This window comes from Flavobacterium sp. 3HN19-14 (assembly GCF_051373205.1).
Classification (GTDB): domain Bacteria; phylum Bacteroidota; class Bacteroidia; order Flavobacteriales; family Flavobacteriaceae; genus Flavobacterium.
The window spans coordinates 666,122-689,415 of record NZ_JBPPZT010000001.1 but is presented as its reverse complement, the minus strand read 5'-3'; the positions used below and the strand labels follow the sequence as shown (position 1 = coordinate 689,415).

At 40.6% G+C, this 23,294-nt stretch carries 27 protein-coding genes and 4 pseudogenes; 3 read left to right on the top strand and 28 right to left on the bottom strand.

The features are described from left to right. Positions 1 to 134: 134 nt before the first annotated feature. Positions 135 to 1,446: pseudogene (locus ACSLFW_RS03535) on the top strand (phenylacetate--CoA ligase family protein). Positions 1,447 to 1,509: 63 nt separating this feature from the next. Here the strand turns inward: ACSLFW_RS03535 and ACSLFW_RS03530 are convergent. The 10 genes and pseudogenes from ACSLFW_RS03530 to ACSLFW_RS03485 form a co-directional block, all read right to left on the bottom strand. Next, on the bottom strand, positions 1,510 to 1,974 hold the full coding sequence (locus tag ACSLFW_RS03530) for a hypothetical protein (RefSeq protein WP_436554672.1): 465 nt from the start codon (positions 1,972 to 1,974) through the stop codon (positions 1,510 to 1,512). Next, a complete protein-coding gene (locus ACSLFW_RS03525; RefSeq protein ID WP_436554671.1) occupies positions 1,943 to 2,296 on the bottom strand; it encodes a glycosyltransferase family 2 protein in 354 nt (117 codons plus the stop codon). The genes ACSLFW_RS03530 and ACSLFW_RS03525 overlap by 32 nt, the downstream gene beginning before the upstream one ends. Next, a complete protein-coding gene (locus ACSLFW_RS03520) occupies positions 2,296 to 2,499 on the bottom strand; it encodes a sugar transferase (protein WP_436554670.1) in 204 nt (67 codons plus the stop codon). The genes ACSLFW_RS03525 and ACSLFW_RS03520 overlap by 1 nt, the downstream gene beginning before the upstream one ends. 119 nt (positions 2,500 to 2,618) lie before the next feature. After that, positions 2,619 to 3,119, bottom strand: a pseudogene (locus ACSLFW_RS03515) (sugar transferase); the annotation flags it as partial. An 86-nt stretch (positions 3,120 to 3,205) separates the two neighbouring features. Further along, the gene (locus tag ACSLFW_RS03510) at positions 3,206 to 3,643 is read right to left on the bottom strand and encodes a hypothetical protein (protein ID WP_436554669.1); all 438 of its coding nucleotides are present in this window, start codon (positions 3,641 to 3,643) and stop codon (positions 3,206 to 3,208) included. Further along, positions 3,644 to 4,628, bottom strand: a pseudogene (locus tag ACSLFW_RS03505) (UDP-glucuronic acid decarboxylase family protein). It abuts the gene before it with no gap. A 10-nt stretch (positions 4,629 to 4,638) separates the two neighbouring features. Further along, positions 4,639 to 5,643, bottom strand: a complete 1,005-nt coding sequence (locus ACSLFW_RS03500; protein WP_436554668.1) for an O-antigen ligase family protein — start codon at positions 5,641 to 5,643, stop codon at positions 4,639 to 4,641. 48 nt (positions 5,644 to 5,691) lie between these two features. Then, complete coding sequence (locus ACSLFW_RS03495; RefSeq protein ID WP_436554667.1) at positions 5,692 to 5,847, bottom strand: hypothetical protein; 156 nt, start codon at positions 5,845 to 5,847, stop codon at positions 5,692 to 5,694. A gap of 40 nt (positions 5,848 to 5,887) precedes the next feature. Next, positions 5,888 to 6,400: a glycosyltransferase gene (locus ACSLFW_RS03490; protein WP_436557365.1), complete on the bottom strand. Its 513-nt coding sequence runs from the start codon at positions 6,398 to 6,400 to the stop codon at positions 5,888 to 5,890. Positions 6,401 to 6,526: 126 nt separating this feature from the next. Then, positions 6,527 to 6,907, bottom strand: a pseudogene (locus ACSLFW_RS03485) (DUF1972 domain-containing protein); the annotation flags it as partial. A 305-nt stretch (positions 6,908 to 7,212) separates the two neighbouring features. Between ACSLFW_RS03485 and ACSLFW_RS03480 the strand changes: the two are divergent. Continuing rightward, the gene (locus ACSLFW_RS03480; RefSeq protein WP_436554666.1) at positions 7,213 to 7,590 is read left to right on the top strand and encodes a hypothetical protein; all 378 of its coding nucleotides are present in this window, start codon (positions 7,213 to 7,215) and stop codon (positions 7,588 to 7,590) included. Continuing rightward, complete coding sequence (locus tag ACSLFW_RS03475; protein WP_436554665.1) at positions 7,536 to 7,955, top strand: 2OG-Fe(II) oxygenase; 420 nt, start codon at positions 7,536 to 7,538, stop codon at positions 7,953 to 7,955. Before ACSLFW_RS03480 ends, ACSLFW_RS03475 begins: the two co-directional genes overlap by 55 nt. Positions 7,956 to 7,968: 13 nt before the next feature. Here ACSLFW_RS03475 and ACSLFW_RS03470 read toward each other — a convergent pair whose 3' ends face one another. The 18 genes from ACSLFW_RS03470 to rfbC form a co-directional block, all read right to left on the bottom strand. Next, positions 7,969 to 9,081, bottom strand: coding sequence for a glycosyltransferase family 4 protein (locus tag ACSLFW_RS03470; RefSeq protein ID WP_436554664.1), 1,113 nt, complete (start codon positions 9,079 to 9,081; stop codon positions 7,969 to 7,971). Further along, on the bottom strand, positions 9,068 to 10,315 hold the full coding sequence (locus ACSLFW_RS03465) for an O-antigen ligase family protein (protein WP_436554663.1): 1,248 nt from the start codon (positions 10,313 to 10,315) through the stop codon (positions 9,068 to 9,070). The genes ACSLFW_RS03470 and ACSLFW_RS03465 overlap by 14 nt, the downstream gene beginning before the upstream one ends. Before the next feature lie 10 nt (positions 10,316 to 10,325). Continuing rightward, positions 10,326 to 11,132: a glycosyltransferase family 2 protein gene (locus ACSLFW_RS03460; RefSeq protein WP_436554662.1), complete on the bottom strand. Its 807-nt coding sequence runs from the start codon at positions 11,130 to 11,132 to the stop codon at positions 10,326 to 10,328. 1 nt (position 11,133) lies between these two features. Further along, complete coding sequence (locus ACSLFW_RS03455) at positions 11,134 to 12,408, bottom strand: flippase (protein WP_436554661.1); 1,275 nt, start codon at positions 12,406 to 12,408, stop codon at positions 11,134 to 11,136. Positions 12,409 to 12,477: 69 nt separating this feature from the next. After that, positions 12,478 to 13,020, bottom strand: a complete 543-nt coding sequence (locus ACSLFW_RS03450) for a hypothetical protein (RefSeq protein WP_436554660.1) — start codon at positions 13,018 to 13,020, stop codon at positions 12,478 to 12,480. Between the two features lie 14 nt (positions 13,021 to 13,034). Further along, positions 13,035 to 13,706, bottom strand: a complete 672-nt coding sequence (locus ACSLFW_RS03445; RefSeq protein WP_436554659.1) for a class I SAM-dependent methyltransferase — start codon at positions 13,704 to 13,706, stop codon at positions 13,035 to 13,037. Positions 13,707 to 13,839: 133 nt separating this feature from the next. Continuing rightward, positions 13,840 to 14,391, bottom strand: a complete 552-nt coding sequence (locus ACSLFW_RS03440; protein ID WP_436554658.1) for a hypothetical protein — start codon at positions 14,389 to 14,391, stop codon at positions 13,840 to 13,842. A 161-nt stretch (positions 14,392 to 14,552) separates the two neighbouring features. After that, complete coding sequence (locus ACSLFW_RS03435; RefSeq protein ID WP_436554657.1) at positions 14,553 to 15,197, bottom strand: glycosyltransferase family 2 protein; 645 nt, start codon at positions 15,195 to 15,197, stop codon at positions 14,553 to 14,555. Beyond that, a complete protein-coding gene (locus tag ACSLFW_RS03430) occupies positions 15,194 to 15,535 on the bottom strand; it encodes an FkbM family methyltransferase (protein WP_436557364.1) in 342 nt (113 codons plus the stop codon). The genes ACSLFW_RS03435 and ACSLFW_RS03430 overlap by 4 nt, the downstream gene beginning before the upstream one ends. A gap of 38 nt (positions 15,536 to 15,573) precedes the next feature. Then, a complete protein-coding gene (locus tag ACSLFW_RS03425) occupies positions 15,574 to 15,915 on the bottom strand; it encodes an FkbM family methyltransferase (RefSeq protein ID WP_436554656.1) in 342 nt (113 codons plus the stop codon). A 19-nt stretch (positions 15,916 to 15,934) separates the two neighbouring features. Continuing rightward, positions 15,935 to 16,993 carry an NAD-dependent epimerase/dehydratase family protein gene (locus ACSLFW_RS03420; RefSeq protein WP_436554655.1) on the bottom strand — a complete coding sequence of 353 codons (1,059 nt, stop codon included), beginning with the start codon at positions 16,991 to 16,993 and terminating at the stop codon, positions 15,935 to 15,937. Continuing rightward, a complete protein-coding gene (locus ACSLFW_RS03415) occupies positions 16,990 to 18,903 on the bottom strand; it encodes a hypothetical protein (protein WP_436554654.1) in 1,914 nt (637 codons plus the stop codon). The genes ACSLFW_RS03420 and ACSLFW_RS03415 overlap by 4 nt, the downstream gene beginning before the upstream one ends. Before the next feature lie 24 nt (positions 18,904 to 18,927). Beyond that, positions 18,928 to 20,235 (bottom strand): hypothetical protein, encoded by a 1,308-nt coding sequence (locus ACSLFW_RS03410; RefSeq protein ID WP_436554653.1) that lies wholly within the window; start codon positions 20,233 to 20,235, stop codon positions 18,928 to 18,930. Between the two features lie 9 nt (positions 20,236 to 20,244). Further along, a complete protein-coding gene (locus ACSLFW_RS03405) occupies positions 20,245 to 20,853 on the bottom strand; it encodes a hypothetical protein (protein WP_436554652.1) in 609 nt (202 codons plus the stop codon). After that, on the bottom strand, positions 20,850 to 21,293 hold the full coding sequence (locus ACSLFW_RS03400) for a GDP-mannose 4,6-dehydratase (RefSeq protein WP_436554651.1): 444 nt from the start codon (positions 21,291 to 21,293) through the stop codon (positions 20,850 to 20,852). The genes ACSLFW_RS03405 and ACSLFW_RS03400 overlap by 4 nt, the downstream gene beginning before the upstream one ends. Then, positions 21,266 to 21,910: an NAD-dependent epimerase/dehydratase family protein gene (locus ACSLFW_RS03395; RefSeq protein WP_436554650.1), complete on the bottom strand. Its 645-nt coding sequence runs from the start codon at positions 21,908 to 21,910 to the stop codon at positions 21,266 to 21,268. The genes ACSLFW_RS03400 and ACSLFW_RS03395 overlap by 28 nt, the downstream gene beginning before the upstream one ends. Then, positions 21,907 to 22,749 (bottom strand): dTDP-4-dehydrorhamnose reductase, encoded by an 843-nt coding sequence (gene rfbD, locus ACSLFW_RS03390; protein WP_436554649.1) that lies wholly within the window; start codon positions 22,747 to 22,749, stop codon positions 21,907 to 21,909. The genes ACSLFW_RS03395 and rfbD overlap by 4 nt, the downstream gene beginning before the upstream one ends. Further along, complete coding sequence (rfbC, locus tag ACSLFW_RS03385; RefSeq protein ID WP_436554648.1) at positions 22,743 to 23,294, bottom strand: dTDP-4-dehydrorhamnose 3,5-epimerase; 552 nt, start codon at positions 23,292 to 23,294, stop codon at positions 22,743 to 22,745. The genes rfbD and rfbC overlap by 7 nt, the downstream gene beginning before the upstream one ends.

The following is a 23,294-nucleotide window of genomic DNA, read 5'->3' as shown; positions in this document are numbered from 1 at the left end:
ATTAAGAAATTAAGTTACATGAAGTCCTTAATGGCCTTAATTTCTTAATGGTTCAAAATCAACTTAGCGTTTCGTTATTTTGATATCAAGTTTCACTTAATGATTTGTATTTTTGGTAAAAATATTCACAAAGCGTGCTGCGTCTTTTTAACTTTACCTTAAAACTAAACGGTTTTCCAATCGCGAAAGCCCAAAATCATTTATCTGAAAATCCTGGCGATTCCTGAAAATGAATATGCTGATTTCATCGAAAAAAGCAAAAGCGAAATCGTAAATTTCCATCTGCAATACAACCAATTCTACCGAAGTTTCACCGGAAAAACCGCCATCGAAAACTGGAGTGATATTCCCGTCATGCGGAAAAAAGATATACAAATTCCTTTAACAAAAAGGCTTTCAGAAGGTTTTCCAATCAATAAAATTTACGTCAATAAAACTTCGGGTTCAAGCGGTGACCCGTTTGTTTTTGCAAAAGACAAATATGCACATGCGCTCACCTGGGCCTCAAACATTTATCGTTTTGGCTGGTACGGAATTGATTTCAATAAATCGCTTCAGGCTAGATTCTATGGCATTCCGCTTGATTTCTTCGGCAATAAAAAGGAGCGTTTTAAGGATTTCCTGACGCACCGTTACCGGTTTCCGATTTTTGACTTGTCGGATGAAGTGCTTGAAAGATTCCTGAAAGATTTCAAAACCAAAAAATTCGATTATATCAATGGTTATACGAGCTCCATCGTTTTATTCGCTAAATTCTTAAAGCGAAAAAACATCATTCTGAAAACCATTTGCCCAACCTTGAAAGTCTGTATGGTAACTTCTGAAATGCTTTTCGATGACGATAAAAAATTACTCGAAACGCAATTCGGCATTCCGGTTGTCAATGAATACGGCGCTTCCGAACTTGATTTGATCGCATTTCAAAATCCGCAAGACGAATGGCTAATCAATGCCGAAACTTTATATGTGGAGATTTTAGACGAAAATGACCGCGTTCTGCCTTACGGCGAAGAAGGCCGCGTTGTGATTACTTCGTTGTTTAACAAGGCGCATCCGTTTATCCGTTATGACATTGGCGATATTGGAATTCTGGATGAAAAAAGCACACCGAAAAAACCAATCCTCAAAAAATTAACCGGAAGAACCAATGATATCGCCATCCTGCCAAGCGGAAAAAAATCTCCCGGACTGACATTCTATTATGTGACCAAAAGCATTATCGAAAACGACGGCAATGTGAAAGAGTTCATCATCAGGCAGACAAAAATCGACAGTTTTATCATCGAATATGTAAGTGAAACGGCATTGTCAGCAGAACAAATCAAAAAAATTGAAGGGGCAATTGCGCAGTATCTTGAAGCCGGATTGCTTTTTGATTTTGTACGTAAAAATGTACTCGACAGAAGCCGACGCGGTAAATTGAAACAGTTTCAGTCGATGATTTGATTCAACACGAATTACACCAATTTTCACGAATTTTATATGCAGAATACATCGTAAGAATTTGTGTTAATTCGTGAAATCTGTGTTATTCTTCCTGATGTAGCACGGCTTTACAAACAATTGCGTTAAAAGAAATCCGCACATCGAAAATACCGCCGAAATAAAATTTTGTTTGTGGAAAATGCGATAAACGGCAAAGTTATGCCTGATCAACTCCCATTTTGAGGCGGAAACAGAATTGCCGCGAATCCGGTAAATGGCAAGGCTTTCCGGAACTGGTTGTGCCTGCTGCATTTTTTTCAGGATGGAAAGCCATAACATCCAGTCCTGTCTTTTCCTGACGGAACTGATTTCGATTTTTCCGAAAATCTCAGCGTCGTAAATCCCCGTAAGGTTGCCTACATAATTGCAATAAAACAGCTGGCGGTAAGTAAGATTAAGTGGTGCTTCGACGGTTTTATGCAATGAATTTCCGTCTTCATCCATACAATCATAAAAACTAAACGTAAACGGAACGCTTCGGTTTTGCATGAATTCGATTTGCTTTTTCGAGTTTTTCGGGTTTCCATAAATCATCCGCGTCGACAAAAGCGATATATTTTCCGGAAGCAGTGTTTAAAGCGGTATTTCTTGCAATTCCGGTACCTGAATTTTTTTCAAGGCGAATGAGTTTGATCCGATCATCACTCACGGCAAATTCAGTTACAATCGCAACAGTTGCATCCGAAGAACAATCGTCAACGATAATCATTTCCCAATCGCGGAAGGTCTGGTTTTGGACAGACATTATGGTTGCTGCAATAAACTTTTCTGAATTAAAAGCGGGTGTTATTACAGAAACCAGCGCTTTCATTAGTACGCTTTTTTATCGCCCATTATGGCGTTGTAAACCGTTAAGTAGATGATTTTCAAATCGAGCAGTAACGACCAGTTTTCGAGGTAAAAAATGTCATATTTGACGCGGTAGATGATGTCCTGCTCGTTCTCGACTTCGCCCCTGTAACCGTTGGTTTGCGCCAGGCCGGTGATTCCGGGTTTGATGAAGTGGCGCACCATGAATTTGTCGACCCTGCGGGCATACATTTCTGTGTGGCTGACCATGTGCGGTCGCGGACGACAACAGACATTTCGCCTAAAAGCACATTGAAAAACTGCGGCAATTCGTCGATACTGGTTTTTCTGATAATGCGGCCGAGTCTTGTAATTCGGGGGTCGTTTTTTGAAACCTGCTCAAGATCGGCAATTTCGTTAAGCGTCATTGAGCGGAATTTGTAGCAATTGAATTCGAGATAATTAAGCCCGTTTCGCTTTTGCCTGAAAAATACCGGTCCGGGTGATTCGAGTTTGATCCATATCGCCAGAATTGGTGTGAGCCATGACAGAAATCCAACGATGATAATCAATGAAAAAACGATGTCGAATGTGCGTTTGATAAACTGGTTGGTCGTTTCGTCGAGCGGGATTTTTCGGATTGAGATGATTGGAATATATCCATAGTAATCGTAATTCAGGTTGCGCGTGATGACTTCCTTATTGTCCGGAAGGAATTTTAAAATCTTCAGGTTGTTGTCTGTAAAATCTACAAAATCGTTGACATCGTCGTTATTGAGTGTTGTGAGCGAACAGTAAATTTCGTCGATTTTGTGCTCGAGAACAAAACGAAAACTGGCTTCCATTTCAGCTTTTTTATCTGATTTTAAATCGAATATTTTCTCGAGTTTATAACCATAATCAGGATTGGAGAAAAATTCAACCAGCTGGTCTACGTTTTTCCGTCGCCGACGATGACGACTTTACGGAAATTCCCGCCAAAAGTAGCGCGGAACTGCCTCAGCGAATAATAAACGAACAGCTTCTCGGCAGCGATTAAAATGACCGTCAGCGAAACAAATTTGACCATCATCGACGGCTCTGAAAATTTCAGGAAATAGCCGATGTACGCAAAATTGACAATCAGGTAAATGACATACTGCTTGAAGATTTTCTCTAAAATCTCGATTACCTTCGTATAGCGGTACACTTCATAAAAATCAACATTCCAGGCAATGACAATCCACGAAATGGATACAAAAAAATGATAGTAAATGCCGGTGAGCGAATCGAATAAAAACGTGCCCGCCAGCAGATTTATAATAATTAAATCCAGCGCATACGAGAACGGCCTTATGTAAACAGAATACCTGCCTGCGTGTTTGCCCACTTAAAAAATGTATTTTGAAAAGTCCTTGTGTTCTTCTTTTGATAATTCTTCTGCCGACAGCGACCTGAAATAATCATACGTGATTTTCATACCTTCTGCCCTTGAAACTTTCGCTTCCCAACCCAGAATTTCGCGTGCTTTTGTGGTGTCCGGCTGGCGCTGCAGCGGATCATTTACCGGAAGCGGATGATAAACAACTTTTTGGTTTGTTCCCGTGAGTTTTATGATTTCTTCGGCAAAATCTTTGATGGTAATTTCATCCGGATTTCCAATGTTTACGGGCAAAACGTAATCAGAATGCAGCAATCTGAAAATACCTTCCACCTGATCATCCACATAACAGAAAGAACGCGTTTGCATGCCGTCGCCGAAAATCGTCAAATCTTCGCCGCGCAGTGCCTGACCGATGAAGGCCGGAATTACTCGACCGTCATTGAGGCGCATCCTTCGTTCCGTAAGTGTTGAAAATCCTGACGATTCTGGTTTCAACGCCATGAAATGTGTGGTATGCCATCGTGATGGACTCCTGGAAACGCTTGGCTTCGTCATAAACGCCTCTCGGCCCGATGGTGTTGACATTTCCGTAATATTCTTCGGTTTGCGGATGCACGAGCGGATCGCCATAGACTTCAGAAGTCGAAGCAATCAGGATGCGCGCATTTTTCACCCTGGCCAATCCCAAAAGATTGTGCGTTCCGAGTGAACCAACTTTTAAGGTCTGTATTGGAATTTTCAGATAGTCTATCGGACTCGCGGGCGATGCGAAATGCAAAATATAATCCAGTTTCCCCGGAATATGAACGAATTTAGTGATGTCGTGGTGGTAAAATTCGAAATTTTCGAGCTTAAAAAGATGTTCAATGTTCTTTAAGTCTCCCGTAATAAGGTTGTCCATCCCGATTACATAATAGCCTTCTGCAATAAACCTGTCACACAGGTGCGAACCCAGAAAACCAGCCGCTCCGGTAATTAGAATTCTTTTCATAGTCTTTTAGCTAAATCTTCGTTGCTTTGGCGCGTGTAGCGTTAAACATACAATAAACGGTGATGAAAAAAAGTACGCCGCGTTGCCTGCAAAAAAAGGATTCCGTCAAAAATAGGATTATCATCGTTACCGCAAAAGCAATATGAAGAAAATCTTTTTGCGACCAGGCATTTTTTATGTTGATTGCAAGCATTCCGATGAGAATCAGGAATCCGAAAATTCCAAGTTCGGCAAATACCTGCACATAATTGTTGTGAAAATTGAATTCGCCATAACCCGAATACAAATTGTGTTCTGTGGTTTTCTGTCGGATTTTATCCTGTGAAGCATTGAGTCCGTAGCCTGTAAAAAGGATGCCGTCTTCCTGCAGCATTTCAGTAAAAATCCTGAACTGGTAAATCCTGAGCGCCGTTCCCGGAAAAAAGTTATTGGGCTGAAACTTTTCGTTATTCCACGCCTGCTTAAGGCTGATGTTATAGATATTGCCGCTTTCTGCTTCTGAATTAACGGTGTTGTCTACGAATGCGGTTTCATATTCTAGTAAAAAACGCTCTTTTACTTCTTTTACGAAAACCACAGAACCGATCAGGAAAACACTTACTGTCAGCAATGTTGTAGTTCTCACCCCTTGCGGTACATCCGAAAAAAACAGGTAATAGCACACAATCATCAGAAAATCGATCGTTATGATGCTTTTTGAGGAAAGTAAAAAAACCAGTATTATTAATATTGCGAGCGCGGCTTTTTCAAGCATCCCTTTGTTTTTTACGCTTATGAAGTAAAAAATTGCAAACGAAGCGAAAATCGATACATAAATCGCATTCACATCAAGCGTTACGAGTTCATGGTAGAAGAACACGCCCTTATTGCCGGTTTGAAAGTATCTGAAAAGTGCTTTTGAAAAATAAAACAGCGCATAGACTACCATTCCGAAACTAAAAATCCTGAAGGATTTGTAAACCGATTCCCGGCTCATTTCAGGCAGGAATAAAAATGCCAGCGGCAATACCAGCAATGGCAATTCCTTTTGCAATGCCGATAATGAAACGCTGAAATCAATGGTTCACAAAAGCGATAATACCATCAATGCATAAAACAGTAAAGGCAGTATTAAAGCGGTGTTGAGCCTGAATTTCAATTGTTTGTAAAAGCAAAGCATCACGGCAAGAAACAGCATCAGTGTAATGCTTCCGAAAGCATAATTTAACGGAATCGCCAATAATATCGCAGCTAATAAGTAGGGAAAAACCGCAGGGGTTTTAATGATTTGAAGAAAGTTTTTCCTCGAAGAGTTGTAAATATTCGCCATTTATTTTATCCCAGTTGAATTCGCTCGCAATCGCATCGAGGTTGTTTTGAATCAGCCGCAAGTTATCACTTTTTTTGGTTTGGAGGACGATTTTTTTGACGTCGCCGGCCGTTAAAAAATAACGCGCATTTTCTTTAAGAATTGCGCTGTTAAATTCATTTTTGTGCGCTACAATCAGAGCGCCGGAGGCCATCGCCTCGAGCAGTGACGGATTGGCGCCGCCCACAGAATGCCCGTGAAAATACAAATTCGAAAAATACCGCAGGTTATCCAGGTGCATCTGGTTGTAAACCGCGCCTATAAAACGGATATTGGTATTTTCGGCGAATTTTTGTTTCAGGTAATTCCCGAATTTTGTGTTGTGGTTGCCAATGACAATCATCGGTGTTTGGTCTTCGCTTTGTGCAATGCCATCTAGAATGGTTTCAATATTGTTTTCAGGTTCAAGCCTCGCAATGAGCATGTTGTAGCTTTCCTTTTCAACATCATATTGCGCAATCACTGAAACATCCGGATTTTCGAAATTGGTCGCGCCATAAGCGATATAAGTAGAATCAACACCGTATTTTCCCTTCAGGTAATCCTGAATTCCGACAGAATCAGAGATCAGGAAATCGCTGCTCCTGACCGCCAGTTTTTCGGCAAAAAGCAATATTTTCTGAACCGGTTTTGAAAATTTGGTGCGCTTCCATTCCAGGCCATCCATGTTGGTGATGATCAGTGGTTTTTTCGGCAAAAGCCAATGCCAGACAGAGCTGCTCGTGTAACCAAGTTGCAGGATGATATCAAAATTCCTTTTCCGGGAATCAAGAATGCAGTTCAAATCGTAAATGAATTGGCCTGCAGTTCCAATCTTATATTCGGCATCATACTTATGGATTAGATGAACGCCCTTATAAGTCGCCTGTTGATACGGATGCGTATGCGAATTATAAACATAAACCTCATGCCCTTTTTCGGCAAGGAAAACAGAGAAAAAATCTGCAAATTGTTCAAAACCGCCATAATGGTTGGGTACGCCTCGGGTTCCTGAGTATGGCTATTTTCATGGAAGGTTTCTTTTTCAGCGCGTAAAAATAGGAATTTCTGATGGCTTTCGCGTTATTTTCCGAGTGGTTTCTCAATAGCCAATCCGTTAAAACTGAATTTTACTTTTTGCCCGAACCTTATTATTTAACCTTTATTCCGATTGGTAATTAAACTATTATATTTATTTTTGGGGCTCTTTCAAATTAGAAGCCATGATTAATTTTGATGTTTTAGAAAACAATCTGGATGCCCTGCAAATTCAGTACCTCGCCGCACAGCCTTTCCCGCACCTCGTTATCGATAATTTCTGCGAAACCGACAAACTCGAAACAGGCCTACGCGAGCATTCCTGAACTCAACAATAAAAGCCGCGATTATGCTTTTGCCAACAATAAATTCGAAAAATCCAATTACCGCGAGCTTTCGCCTGAATTGCTCGAATTGTATAATGATCTGTCTTCTGAACGTTTCAACAAAATCCTTTGCCACATCACGGCTAAAAAAGTTTTCGTCGACCCGAAAAACCATGGCGGCGGATTGCATCAGGGAAAAAGAACAGTTTCCTCGACATGCACCTCGATTTCAATTACCATCCGATCAATAAAAACTGGTACCGCGAACTGAATCTTTTGCTATACCTCAACAAAGACTGGAAGCCGGAATATAAGGGCGGACTCATCATCAAAGATCTTCGCACCAACGAACAGACAGAACTCGATGTCCCGTTCAACAGATTAATCATCCAGCAATGCGCGCCGTATTCTTTGCACGGTTATAACATGACGAATTTCCCTGACGGAAAGTTCCGTACTTCTGTAGCGACGTATGCTTACCAGGTGCATGAGCATTTAATTGAAACACCGCGGACAACCGATTGGTTTCCTGGAAAAGAAGCGTCATTCTTCAAAAAGCAATTCGCGAAGAACTACAACTTTTTAGTGCAGACCAAAAACAAATTTTTCGGAAGCGGTACTGCCAAGAACCAGTAAATTCAAGCTTTTTTTACAATTTTTGAGAATCAGGAAGCGCATTTTTCAACATGGCAGCCGACTTTTCCCAATTGTATTTTGATTGAATTTGACGAGAAATTTCAGCAAATTCGGCAGTGAAATCATTATTGAGGATTTTGAGCAGCTGATTGTTGAATTCAAGCTGGTTGTATGGATCGAAATAAAAATCTTTCAGGAAATCAAAATCTGACATCGCCGTTTTATCGGAACAAATCGTTGGAATGCCGGCAGCAATTGCCTCTAATGGCGGAATTCCGAAACCTTCAGCCACAGACGGATAAACCGAAGCTTTCGCGCCGCGCAGCAACAACAGCATTTCTTTGAAATCTACTTTTTCAAGCGATTTGATTTGCGATTTGATGGCGTTATCAAGTGGTTCAAAAATTTTATAATATTCTGTGTTATCGATTGTATTGCTTCCGATAAATAACAGTTGATGGTTTTTATACAATTGCAAATCGACGAAAGCTTTCAATACCAGATCCTGTTTTTTTCGCGGTTCCCAACGGCTTACGTAGATGATGTAATCTTTGAGTGCGAATTTATTTTTTACTTCCTGCTGCGCCGTTTGCTTATCATATTTTTCAAAAAACACCGCATCGACAGCATTCGGCGTAATTTCGAAACCGGTCATTTTAAAATGTTCAGCGATTTTTTCTTTCGAATAATCGGAAACCGTCAGCCTGATATCTGCGAGCCTTGCACTCATTCTGTACAAGAACGTGTTTTTTAGCCGGTTTAAGACCGGAAAATATTCAGGGAAATCAATGAACAGCACATCGTGTGTGGTGACAATATAGCGGCAATTTTTAAAAGGCGGCACGATGTATTGAAAATGCGCAAAATCAATCTGATGTTTTTTGATGATTTTCGGGATTTCGAACAGCAACCGCAGGAATTTGTTGTGGCTTTTGTAGGCCACGTAAGTGATATTTTCCTGTTGACCGAAGAATTCCTGAAGATTCCCGGAATCGCCCGAAGCCAAAAAAAACTGGATGTCAGGATGCTTAATCATTTCCGTATAAAGGCCGTGAATGTATGTACGCGTTCCCTGAAAACCCGAATCAAACACATGGCAGTCGACAAAAATCTTAAGTCGTGGCATTTTGTTCGCTTTTAATGTCTTTGTAATAGAATGCAATCATGGCGCCAAGTAAGAAAATAATGATGTCGCGGCCGTTGTAAATCCCGGTGATGATCAGCGTTGTGAAGAAATAAATCAGGCCGATCGCCGATATGAAAATCGTGACCATATTGCGCTTTTCATAAATTTTTCGGTAAAGCGTAATGAGCATCCCGAGATAAATCAAAATGCCGATGATGCCGGTTTTATACAAGACAAAAATATAGCCGTTGTGGAGTTCTGAGATATACTTCATCCCTTTGTCTTTGTAATTTTCGGTCAGCGGCGCGTAGAATTTGAGGTTTACGACTGACCCCTGCCCTGTTCCGTAAATAAAACTTTCCGGATTATTTTCCATCAGGAAAAGCGCCCGTTTGGCTTCATAGGCGCGCCAGTGGTCCCATAAATCTACGTGGTTTTCGCGGTCGATTTTCGATTCGAAAATTTCTGCCGGCGCCATCTGGATTTTATACAGGAACGATTCAAAGCCTTTGTTCCGGTCGAGTTTCAACGTAAAAAGATAAGCGTAAAAACCTGCAAATACTGCTATTCCGAAAAGCAAAATCCTAATGGCTTTTGCATTGAGTTTTGAATAGCCGTAAACCGTCATCGTGATAAAAAGCGCCGTGATAATCATCGTTCGTGATAAATACAGCAGATTCGAAAGCAATAATAACACGAAATATATGCGGAATCTTTTTCGTTGGAACAAATCGTCTCCGGTAAGTTTTTTATAGAATATCAGGAAGAAGATGGCGAAAAATTCAAGGAAATTGTCCTTTCCGAATTCCCGTATGCCCGAAACCGAAAAATCGTGGGTGAACAACAGGATGATTAAGAAATGTAACGCTGCCGAAACAACGCCGGTAACGACGACTGTTTGTATAAAAAGCTTGAAATTTCCGTTCTTCGAGAATAAAAAATAACCCACGAGCAGTCCGGTTATCGGCTTTAAAAAATGGGAAATGTCTTTTACAATATCGACAATCTGGTAATGGTGGGTGATTGTGCCGATGAAACCAATAAAGAAAATCAATACTGTCGGAACCAGGCATTGGAGCAGCAATTTGTTAACGACGATTTTTTCGAGGCTGAAATAAAGCAGCAAAACCGCCAGTTGCAGCGCGATGTTCATTTTGAACGACGGCAAATACAACTGTAAGAAAATTATAATCGCAAAAAGTACAGCGTAGCCTTTTGATTTGCTTATCTTCATTGAACTGCTTTTATATTTCGTTTTTTAATCGTTTGACAATGCGGTTGATGGTAATCATTGTCTTTGCAATGGTTCTTGAAAATGCCGCGAAATGTTTATCCGCGTACAATTCATAGCCTTTTAATAACAGGTTTTCCCTGCTTTTATTGAATCCGACAAAGTGAATGTAGCGCAAATCCGGCATAAAAATGCACGTTTTTCCAAAATCGGCCATCCTTTTGCACAAATCGACATCTTCTACATACATAAAAAAATCAGTGTCAAAACCGCCGATTTGTTCAAAATCTGCCTTTCGCATCAGCATAAATGCTCCGGTTACCCAGTCGGCTTTATAGGTCTTTCGGACTTCAAAATTTCCGGTAAGAAATGGTTCCCTTGTATCATTCAGGTAAGAAATCCGCAGCAACCGCAGCGGCGACGGAAACCTGCCCGTTGCCGGAATGTATTTTTTATTGGCGTCGAGCATATTGATGGCGACAATCCCGTTTTGGGAATCTTTCTGCAGCGTTGCAATTGCCGGCCGCAAATCGTCTAATAAGATCGTGTCGTGGTTGAGCAAAAGGATTGTTTCTGACAACGCATTTTCAACTCCGAGATTATTGCCGCGGCCAAAACCCAGGTTTTCCTTGCTTTCGATAAGGCGTACAGACGGAAAACTGGCGCGAATGAAATCGCAGCTGCCATCTTTCGAATCATTATCGACAATAATAATTTCGAATGAAATTGCGTGTAATTTGTCATACAAAGCGGTAAGGCAATCCTTTAAATAGCGATGACCATTATAATTGACGATGACTACAGAAAGTTCAGGCTGCATATTAAAATAAGGTGTAAAATCCGAGGCGCTTTTTTACATAATAAACACAAACGAAATTAAGCAGTACATTGGTCAACAAGCTCGCAAACGCTGAGCCTTCTATGCCGTATTGTGGAATCAAAGCCAGGTTGAGTGCCGCATTTATAAAAAAACAAATGATAGTAATGTTCCTCAAAACCCCCTGGTTATTGGTCATGTTTAATATTTGGTCGACGTTTCCGGCCATAGCGCTGAAAAGTACGCCCAAAGATACGATTATTAATGTGTTTCCGCCTGCAATCGCTTCTGTACCGAAGAACGACAGGATGTAGCCACGCATAAAAATCAGCACGACAACAATCGGAACCGATAAAACCGCAATCAGGCGCGTAGAATTGTGCACGAGTTTCTTAAGTTCTGTCATGTTTTTTTCGCCGTATAATTCTGCGATTCTCGGGGTGATGATAGTGCTTATGGAAACGATGACCAAAAAGCCCACGCTGCCGACTTTATAGGCAATATTGTAAATCCCGATTTGCTTGTCTTCGACCATCATGCCGAGGATGATGACGTCTGTCCAATTGAGGAGATAAAGGAAAAGTCCGCTGAACATTAACGGCGAAGCGGTTTTCAAAAGCGCTAATGTGGTAAACGGAATCTGCTCTTTATCAGGTTTTATTTCGAAAATTGTAAACGCCTCCATAAGCACCGTCAGCAAAATCGCCATTGCAAACGCCAGGAATGTAAACGCGCCGGTTTTGTCGGCATAATAGAAAATTACCAGAAATGCAATCAGCAACACATTGGGAACGATAAACATGAAAAAATTATATTTCATGAAATTCTTCGTCGCGATCAGGAAATACAGGAAAATTTCATGCACAACGAATAGTGGCAATGCAATGGTGACAATCAGGAAATAGTTAATGAGCTTCGGGCTGTTGAAGACATCTTCAGACAGCATTGAGGCACCGAAATAAAAAAACAGCATCGGTATTAAAGAAATTGCCAAAGCTGCTTTGAGGCCTTTTATAAGCAGCTTTTTGGCCTTCTTGTGGCTGAAGTTGTGATTGCCAATTATCTTGATCAGCGTATTCGGGATTCCGAGTGTGAAAATAATGGCAGTCGCTTGTGCAATTGTAAATATGAGGGCGTAATTGCCGTAAGTACCAACACCAAACAGGCGTGTGATAATGATGGTTGTAAGGAATGAAGTTCCAAGCCCAAAAATCCTGAAAATGAAATTAACGCCCGAAGAGGAGATGATTTTTTTAAAACTGTCGGATAGTAAATTCATATTGCGTTTTGGCAAAAATAAAAAAAGTTACCGCTGTGAAGGTAACTTTTTAAGAATATTAAACATGCTTTATTTTAGTAGTTTTTCGAGTTCCGGCTTTAGTGTTTCCAGCGGATAGAAAATCGGGTCGTATTCTTTAACGCTCAGTTTCGGAGTAATTGTTGAAGCACCGGCGTCAACTGCCAGCTCGCCTGTCGGAGAAAAATATTTGAAGAATTGATTGCCTTTTATCTCGAATTTTTTGTCGAAATATTGGACCGTCATACCATTCATTTTCATTTCTCCCTGGCTTTTGTTCTCACCCACATCGATACGAAGAAAATTCATTTTGAGGTTTTCCGGCAGGTCGAATATTATTTTTTGGCTTTCTTCTTTGCCTTTCACTGTCACTTTAACCGATTTGTCTTCGCTGCAATTGGCGGTGCCGTCTTCGGTGTAGAAAACCTGAAAGATATCATCTTCAGGAACAACCATGTCTAAAACAATATTTATTTTGCTTTGGTCTGCCGGTTTTGGCTCGATTAATGGCAAATCATCGATTGGTTTTTCGTTTTTACAGCCAATGGCGCACAATACGATGATACAAAACGAAAGGTAAATTCTTGTTTTCATGATGCCGTCAGGGTTTAGCGTAAATTTGCTTTACGGGCTTTAAAAAAATACTGGTACGAAAAGAATTCCTCAAAAAGCCTGAACGTTAGCCTATTGATGATTTTTGCAGTTGACCTTCCATTATAATTTCTTATCGAACTTTCCTGCTGCAAAATGGTCAATCCTGAAGTTTCAAGTAATTTCCTGATATCGCCGCGGCAGTAAAACCTGACATGCGTATAATCGAACAGGCCGCTTTCTTCATATTTAAAATTACCCTTCATGAAAATCTTCACAAAAGCTGAATAATGTCTTATATTAGGCATACTGACGATTATCTCGCCGTCCTCCTTTAAATATTTTGCAACTTTCCGGATGACCTTTTCAGGTTCCCACATGTGCTCCAGGACGTCGGGAAACATGATGAGATCAAAATAATTTTCGTATTCCGGGAAGTCGAGTTGTTCAATATTCCCAAAAATAAAGCGGTCTATCTTCTTATAATTGCTGCTGTTTTTCTCGTCTTCAAATATATCGATGCCGACGGCTTCCTGCGCAACTCCGGTTTGCTTAAGGTGGTTCAGGGTAGCACCATACGCAGCGCCAACCTCTAATACCCGAAGTCCTTTATGCCCTTTATCGAGCATGTTTAATAAATCGTGCCGTACATTCGAAAAGTAATCTGACGCTTTATCTTCGTAATTCATAATTGATGGTTGTAATGCTTTATATGGCCTGACAATGGTTATTAGTTGCGGTTGCGGCATTGATATAACAGCCGTAAATAAAAAAAGTTACCGCATTTAAGAAGTAACTTTTATTTATACTGTTTTCGAATTATTACTGTCCTTTGTTTATTTTATCGAACTCAGGTCCAAGTTTTTCGAGGTATGGGTAGAAAATCGGGTCGTAAGTACTTCCTTTTCCGGTTGGTGTAATGGTTGAAGTGGCCATATCTACAGCAATTTGCTCGGTCGGATTGAAAAACAGGAAGAATTCAGCTCCTTTAGTCGTAAATTTTTTGTCGAAATACTTGTAGGTAAATGTATTCATTGTCATCTTTCCTTGCTTGGCATTGTCACCAACATCAATTCTTAAATAATTCATTGTGACATCTTCCGGAATATTGAAAACTATGTCCTGTGGCGCAGCACTGCCTTTTACAGGTACGGTAACCGCTTGGTCAGACGTAACACTTGCAGATCCGTTTTCGGTAAAATAGACCTGAAAAGTATCGTCTTGCGGAACAATCATATTCAGGATAACCTGTACTTTGCTATCAACAGGAGCAGGTTTAACTGCAGCTGTACCTTCTGTAGTTTTTTTATCGTCTTTACAGCCAATGAAAGCGGCCGCGATTATAACTAATGCAATAAAATTTTTTAATTTCATGATTTTTAGTTCCTTTTAAATAATTTCTGGTGCAAATTTAATTTTATTTTTTGAAAAACAAATTATTTCACTACTTCCTTTTAAAATCGCCCCTTGAAAAATACTTTTCGACAAAGCAATACACTAATATAAAAAAATAGCGACTGCCCATTTCTTTTATTTTAAGCTTCGATTCGCCATATTTCCTGTTGGTTACATGAATTGGGCACAACTGCATAGCTGTAACCTCTTATGATGGCTTTTAGCGGCAATTCTATCGTAAGGTTGAAATGCGGCGACAATATTGGTTTTACGCCCTCGATTACCTCACGTTTGTAAAGTTTAAACGCATTGGTCGTATCGTTGTATTTGATGCGCATCGTCATTTTAATGATCCGGTTGGCGATGCGGTTGATGATTTTTTTGACGAACGGATAATCGATGACCTTGCCGCCTTTGATGAATCGGCTTCCGAAAACACAATCATAATTGCCCTCGAGCATCGTCGTATAATACCTGATCAAATCATACGGCGAATCTGATAAATCTGCCATCATTACTGCTACGCAATCACCTGAAAAACGTTCAAGACCATAGCGGACGGCATAACCAAAGCCATTCGGCCCAAGATTCGTTTCATAGGTAAGTGATGGATATTTCTGCGAAAGCGCTTCCAGAACTGTAAGCGTATTGTCTTTTGAATTGTCGTTGACCACAAAAATCTCATGGTCAATATTAACATTAGCAAAAGCTTCCTCGATCTGGTCGATGGTTTCGGTTATCGATTCCTCCTCATTATAAGCCGGTATGACGATGCTTAACTTCATTTTAAATTTTTGTTTTCGAATATGATTTCGTAAAAATCACCAAAAGCATGCTTGATTCTTGCTGCTTCCTCAAAGCCGTTTTCGTTTAACAATTGGGCAATTTTATCCTGATCGTTGTTCAGGTACATATCGTCATTGTGGCTTTCAATCTGAATGTAGCGAATGGGGATTTGCTTGTTGCCATCAAAAACACCTTGCAGACACTGCAATTCATGTCCTTCAACATCAATCTTAAGCAAATCGAATTGCATATCGGAATGCTCATTCATAAAATCGGCAAGTCTTACCACCTCAACTTTATAATTGTCGACAATGATTTTACCCGGATCAACGCCCAGAACGCGGGCTTTTTTCTTCAGGTAATCAGAATCGGGATTCAGGGTTTCAAATGTAGAGGTTTCATCAGGACATTTTCGTGAAAGAGCAACTCGCCTTTTATGTTGCTTACGCCAACATTATGCACAACGATATTATTATTTTTGAATTTGTCTTTTAGCTGCAGGTAAAGCTTTTTATTCGGTTCAAAAGCATTGATTTTTGCGTTTGGATAAATCTTCAGGAAAAATTCGATGGTTTGCCCTTTATTAGCACCAACATCCAGAATGGACACACTTGTTTTCTTAAGGTTGTCCTGATAAAATTTACGCAGTTTCGGATAAAAGAAAATGGCTTCGTTTATGCCGATTAATGTTTGTATCAATTTTATTCTGAAAGACATGTGCTTTTGGTTTTATTATTTATCTCGTTAAAGTATTCTCGTAGATCTGCGTCAGGATATCGTTGATGTCGTATTTCCAATGCCATTCAGGATAATGGGCTTTGAATTTCGACACGTCGCTGATCCACCAGATATGGTCGCCAATGCGATTGGCTTCAGTATATTCGTAATTCATCGGTTTACCCGTAATTTGCTCACACATTTCAATCGCTTCTGCCATTGAGCAATTCGAATGCCTTCCGCCGCCGGCGTTATACACTTCACCCTGACGCGGATTTTGGTAGAAATGCCAGAACATATTCACTAAATCCCAGCTGTGGATGTTGTCGCGCACCTGCTTGCCGTGATAACCGAAAACTGTGTATTTGTCACCTGTAATCGCACATTTCATCAGATAGGAAAGAAAGCCGTGCAGTTTTGTCCCTGAATGATTCGGACCTGTCAGGCAACCGCCGCGGAAAATACCCGTATTCATTCCGAAATATTTGCCGTATTCCTGTACCAAAACATCCGCTGCCACTTTTGAGGCGCCGAATAACGAGTGCTTGGTCTGGTCGATGCTCATCTGTTCGTCGATTCCATCTTTAAAATACGGGTGCGATTCGTCAATTTCCCATCTTTTATCGAGTTCGATCAGCGGAAGATAATTTGGCGTGTCGCCATACACTTTATTGGTCGAAGTGAAGATAAATGTCGCTTTCGGGCAATGCAATCTTGTCATTTCAAGCAGGTTCAGCGTTCCGTTGGCATTGACGGTAAAATCAGTAAGCGGTTCGTTGGCAGCCCAGTCATGGCTTGGCTGCGCTGCGGTGTGTATGACCAAATCGATATCTGTATTGTATTTGGAGAAAAGTTCCTCGAGTGCGGCAACGTCTCTGATGTCAATCGCGTGGTGTTCAAAATTCGGAATGTCGCTGATGAGTTTTTTGGTATTCCATTCTGTCGAGGCATCGGCGCCGAAGAACACCTGGCGCATGTTATTGTCAATTCCTATTATCTTGTCGAATTTATCGGAAAAAAAAGCGGTCGCTTCGCTGCCAATCAGTCCTGATGATCCGGTTATAATGGCTATTTTCATTGTGGTATAATTTTATATTCTGTTATTCTCATTTTATCTTTATAGTAACCCGATTGCGGAAGGAAATCATATTCCTTCACGCGTTTATTATTGTCAGTCGTATCATTTGCCATAAGACTCTTAAAATCCTCGACATTACGCACGACCCGGTCTGAAAACAAACCTGACTGCAACATCGGCTTTGAGCTTTTGTAATCAGTGATTTTATTGTCACCTGTTTTTACAGCGAGCCTAATTTCCGGCGCATGGTCTAACACCGATTTTATTTTTCCGCCAAGGTTACTGTAAAATCCTATTTCGTAATAAATTCCCTTTTCCGGGACGAGGCGTGAATCGGTATACATCGCATATTCCTTCAAAAATTCGAGTTTTATCGGCCTTGCATTTTTCTTTTTCTCTAAAAGCAGCAAAGTACGACCATTGAGCGGAAATGAAGAAACCAATTGGTAATTTTTTAAAAGCACAAGATTTACTTTTGGCTCATCGAACAAAGCATACCTGTTTTCGATGCCTTCATAATCGTAAATCACGAACTGCGGCGCTTTATCAGAATTAAAGTGTGCGAAATTGAGGTCTTCCAAATATTTTGTGTAAGAGGCATACGACTGCAATACCGGTCTTGGCATATAATTCAATTCGTTCTCGTATAGCATATAGAGATTCCACGGATAAGTGTCAACGGTATTTTTACCAATTTTGGAAGCTACATCTGCAGGCAGGCGGCTGTTATTCGGGATAAGATGATAACCCGAAGTTGGCGTAAAGTCTTTAAAACCTTGAAAATATGCAGATTTATTCACCTTGTCTCCCATCGCGAACATAGAACGTTCAAAATATTTATTGCACATGAAAAATGATATGCAAAGCATCGACAGCGTCGGGATTGTAGCAAAATTTTTGATCTTTTCGCTGAAAAATTCATTGAAGCACAGCAGCAACAATGGCATATATCTGAAAAATTCGATGCTATGGCCAACGTCATTGCGCACAAAAGCCTGTTTGTAAGATATGTACAATCCTATTGAAAGAAGTCCCAGCAAGAAAATACTGTAAAGGCGATTGCTCTTCCTGAAATAAAATAATGCTGATAATGTTACTACCGATAAGGCTACTTCTACTCTGGCAAACATCAATAATTTTGACAATCCCGGAAGGTTCAGGTACATTACTTCGTTATATCCCGAAACCAATTCCATTCCCGAAATGATATAACCGTACATAGAGACGTTCATTACTTTTGCCGCAATAAAAATCAATGCAAGAGGAATCACCGCATATACGATCAGCGCAATCATTTTTTGCCTTTTTGTGATGCCGAGATAGGCCAGCATCGCATAAAAAAGCACGACGGAAATCAGTCCGGTATTGAATTTGATGAAAATCAACAACAGCAATAATATCGTTTGTACTACATAAAAATACCACTGTGGCTTGTCAAGTTGCTGCCTGATGTAAAAAATCAGGAAAATAAACAATACAATCGCATAATTACCGCCAACAATTGTCGGAATCAAAAGGAATGACAATATAATTGCCAAGGCCGTAAGTATCTTGTTGACACTTTTTTTGAAACTGACATAAAAAATCACGAAGAAATTCAGAAAATAAAAAAGGTCGAAAAGCAAAATCGAAAACCGGTTCGAACCCCAACCAATCCGCATGGCCAAACTACCAAGCGGGCCATATGTAAATGCGATATCCTTGCCCCAGACCCAATTGTTGATGTTGGCGTAGTTGAGTGTTATTATCCACGAAGAATCAAGCGCGTTTGAAAGATAGTTATTGGTGTCCAGCGGATAAACACCCATATCGAAAATAGACGGGAAAAGAAAATAGGCGCCCACAAAAGCAAGCAGTATTGCGGGGACATTTGTTTTAAGTGATGCTTTATTGACGTAGTTTGTAATCATATCTTTATTATTTGTGCTTCTCGCTTATTGAACAAGCTTTTCCGGGCTGATTTTATACTGCCTTATCGTTACATTATCACCAAACATTGCCGGGTTTTCAGGCACAAACCCGTATTGTTTTATCTTAGCCGATGGCTTTATATTGTCGTTGTTTTCAATAAAATCATCGGTTGTCATTATCCTTTTATTGTAAAATAACCCCGATGCCAGCATTTGGGTTGATGTGCGGAATTGCGCATCGTGATTGTCTTCCGTAGTGATTTTTAATTGCAACGATGGCGCATGGTCAAATACCGAAATCAGCTTGCCTTTGATACTACTTTTCAATTCAACTTCATAATAGCAACCTTCCTCAGGAACTAGCGGCGCACTGCTTGGCTGCTCATATTCCTTTACGAATTCCAATGTAACAGGCTTTGCATTATCTTCCTTTTCCAGCAACAAAAGTTTACGCCCTTGGAATAGGAATGAATCAGAAACTTTATAATTCCGTAATAAGATCAGGCTTACTTTCGGTTCATCTAAAAACATATACCTGCCATCCAGTGATGCGACATCATAAATTACGAATTTCGGAGCCTTTTCACTATTGTAAAAATCAAAATTAAGGTTTTCTAATTGTTTCGTATAAGCGGAATAGGCTTGTAAAACGGGCCTTGGCTGATAATTCAATCCGTTTTCGAAAAGCAGATGGATGTCCCACGGAAATGTGTCTGTGGTATTGTTGCCTACTTTTGATAATATCTTTGCCGGTAGCTGATTGTCATTAGGATACAGATTAACTCCTGAAACACTGGTGAATTTTTTAAAGCCTGTTATATAACCCGATTTATTCCATTTCAACTGGCTGTTTGTGTCAAATGGTTTAAGATTTACAATGCCGATGTAAGCTGTAAGCGACACTATCACCACCATTAAAAGGTTCCTGAAATCAATAGCTTTTAAGGCCACGAAATCCTGTATACAGAGCAACAGTATGGCGATATATTTAACGAAATCAAAGACGTGCATCGCATCAGCCCTTACAAAAGACTGTTTATACAAAATAAACAATCCTGCCGCAAGCATGAAGAGGATCAATGCGCTTTTGGTGTAATTTTTACGTTCCCGGGCCAATGTGAGGAGAAGGAAAATAATGGCCAATATTGAAATGAAAATTGACGATAATTGTATGTTCTTAAATTCGGGATAACTGTCATACATGATGGCATTGTATCCTGATACCAGCTGATAGCCTGAAACCATGTAACCCGGCAAATTTACATTCAGGAGAAATGAGAAAATGGCGACCAGCACGACCGGGAGCAGTCCAAATGTGATAAGGCGCGGCATTTTGTCTTTTTATAGAGTACAAGATATCCCAATGTTGCGAAATATACCACAAAAGAAATAAGTCCGGTATTGAATTTTAGGTAAAATAGCAACGTCAGCAGCAGACATTGCATGATGTAATTGCCTGTGCCCTGGATTATCAATATTCTTCCTTGCCCAAAAAATGAGAAACATGAAAAATAACAGCGAGTAGGCACCTTCTATACGCTCCGGAATAAGTAAAACTGCCAAAATCAGGAGTGATGCAACAATCAATTTATTGCGACCGTTTTTTAATGAACCGTAAAAGATGCAGATCAGGTTGAAGGCAAAAAACAGGTCAAAAAGCAAAAAACTATATTTTGACTGGCCCATCCGGTGCGCAGTGGCAGATACGATAATGGTTCGATATGTAAATGCAATATCCTTTCCCCAACTAAGGTTCTTCATGATTGCATAATTCACCGCAAGTGTCCATGAAGTATCAATACTCATAAAGCTGTACCCGTCGGCGTATACCGTAGGCACTGCATTGTTTTCGAAATAACCCTGAAACAGCATGTATGCCGCGATGAAGGCGATACCCAATGCAAGGATATTGCTTTTTTTTCGCGAAAACTGTTGCATCTGATGGATCATTTCAATATCATTTCCAGCTGGGTTTCATTGGCTTTGATCCATTCGAAAATATCCTGAAAAACAGACTCAACCGACCTTTTAGGTTTCCAGCCGGTTTCATTTTCGATTTTTGAATTGTCTGTGACAAAAATCCTCAAATCTGCCGGACGCGTTTCAGTTTCTGAGGCAATTTTGATTTTATTGCCGGTGATTTTTTCACAGATTTGTGTCATTTCAAGCAACGAAGCGCTGTTCTCGAGTCCGCCGCCGGCGTTATAAATTTTTCCGGTGAATTTTTCGATATTGTGGATTTGCAAATCGACAAGTTCGATCAAATCCTCAACATGAAGAATATCGCGCACCTGTTTTCCTGTACCGCCATAGCCGATGTATTTCAGCGACTGGTTCCAGTAATGCTTGGCCATCCAGAGTGTCACAACGCCCTGGTCGGTTTTGCCCATTTGTCTGGCCCTGCAATCACGCCAAATCGCGTTATGGCAGCCTGAAGCCCGTAAAAAGCTGCATATTCCTGGATAAATAATTCTGAAGAAAGTTTGGTCGTGCCATAAAACGATCTTGCACCTTCAAGCGAAAGTTGTTCTGAGATTCCGGCAGCTGAAATTCCGGCAGCAGTTTGATTATCCGAAAAAGAAAACCTCGTTCCGTTTTCGGTGAAAGCCGCCTTTTCGATGGTTTCAATCGGATAAACACGGCTCGTAGAAAGGAAAATCAGCTTTGCGTTATATTTCAGGCAGGCGTTAAAGCAATTAATAGAACCGTATAAGTTGTTGTTGATGACATACGTCGGGTCTGAATCAAGTCCTGCGGTAACCGACGGTTCTGCCGATGCTTCAATCAAAACGTCAAAATTGCCAAGCGCCGCAAGGTCTTCCGCATTGCGGATGTCGCCGTGAACAAAAGGAACGCCGAGTTTTTGAAAATCGATAAGGTTGAGTTCGGAGCCGCGGCGTTTTAAATTGTCGAAGGCAATAAATTCATATGCGGGATATTTTTCTTTCAGCCTGAAGATTAACGATGAGCCGACAAATCCTGCACCTCCGGTAACTACTATTTTCATTTTGTATTTATTTTTAAGCTTTCGCTCCAGTTCTGTATGGCAATTCCGAAAACACTTTTGATTTTTTGCTTATCCAGAACGCTGTATTTTGGGCGTTTGGCCGGCGTAGGATAGGCGGTTGTCGGTATCGGTTGTAAATCTATTTCAATTTTGTTGATTTCGAATATTTTTTTTGCAAAATCATACCAGCTGCATTGGCCTTCATTGGAAAAATTATAAATGCCGAAGTCGCGTTTACCGGAAGCAATGATTGCTAAAAGCGCTTCCGCCAGATCGACAGCATTTGTCGGTGTTCCGATTTGGTCGTTGACTACAGAAAGTGATTCTTTTTCGTTGCCCAAACGAATCATCGTTTTCATGAAATTATGTCCGAATCGGGAATAAACCCACGATGTCCTGATGATGAAATAATCATCAAAAACAGCCTGGATGGCTTTTTCGCCGTCTAATTTCGTCTGACCGTAAACGCCTGTCGGATGGGTTGCATCTTTTTCTGAATAGGGCGTATCTTTTTCGCCATCGAATACAAAATCTGTTGAAACGTGCAGCAAAATCGTGCGGTGCTTTTTACAGCTTTCTGCTATATTTTTTGCGCCGGTTACATTGATAAGAAATGCTTTTTCGCTTTCACTTTCTGCTTTATCCACGGCGGTGTAAGCTGCGGCGTTGATACAAAAGTCTGGTTGAAATTGATCAAAAATCGTTTCGCAATTTTGTTGATTCGCAATATCGAGTTCAGAAGAATTGCAGAAAACAAACCTCATCTGCGGATAATCCGGTGCGACAAACTGCAATGCCTCGCCCAATTGCCCACCGGCGCCTGTAACCAAGACTACCATGCTTTTCGCGCGTTTTTAAGTTGTGGCAAAATGGCGTCTTTTTCTGAAATGATCAAATCGCTTTCCGGAAATTGCCAATCGATGTTCAGTTCCGGGTCATTGTAAATAATGCCGCCTTCGCTTTCCTTATTGTAAAAATTGTCGCATTTGTAGAAGAATGTCGCCGTGTCGCTCAACACTAAAAATCCGTGCGCAAAACCTCTCGGAATGAAAAACTGCTTTTGGTTTTCGCCCGAAAGCAAAACGGTAATATGCTGTCCGTAAGTATCCGATTCCGGGCGAATATCAATCGCAACATCGAGCACTTCTCCTTCTAAAACCCTGACGAGTTTGGCCTGTGCGTGTTCGCCGGTTTGGTAATGCAATCCGCGCAGAACGCCTTTTGAAGAATACGATTGGTTGTCCTGCACGAAATTTATGGGTTTGCCGATGCCGTCCTGAAAACGGCGGGCATTGAAACTTTCCATAAAATAACCGCGTTCGTCACGGATGATATTCGGTTCGAGGATAAAACAGCCTTCGAGTTTTGTCGGTATAAAATTCAT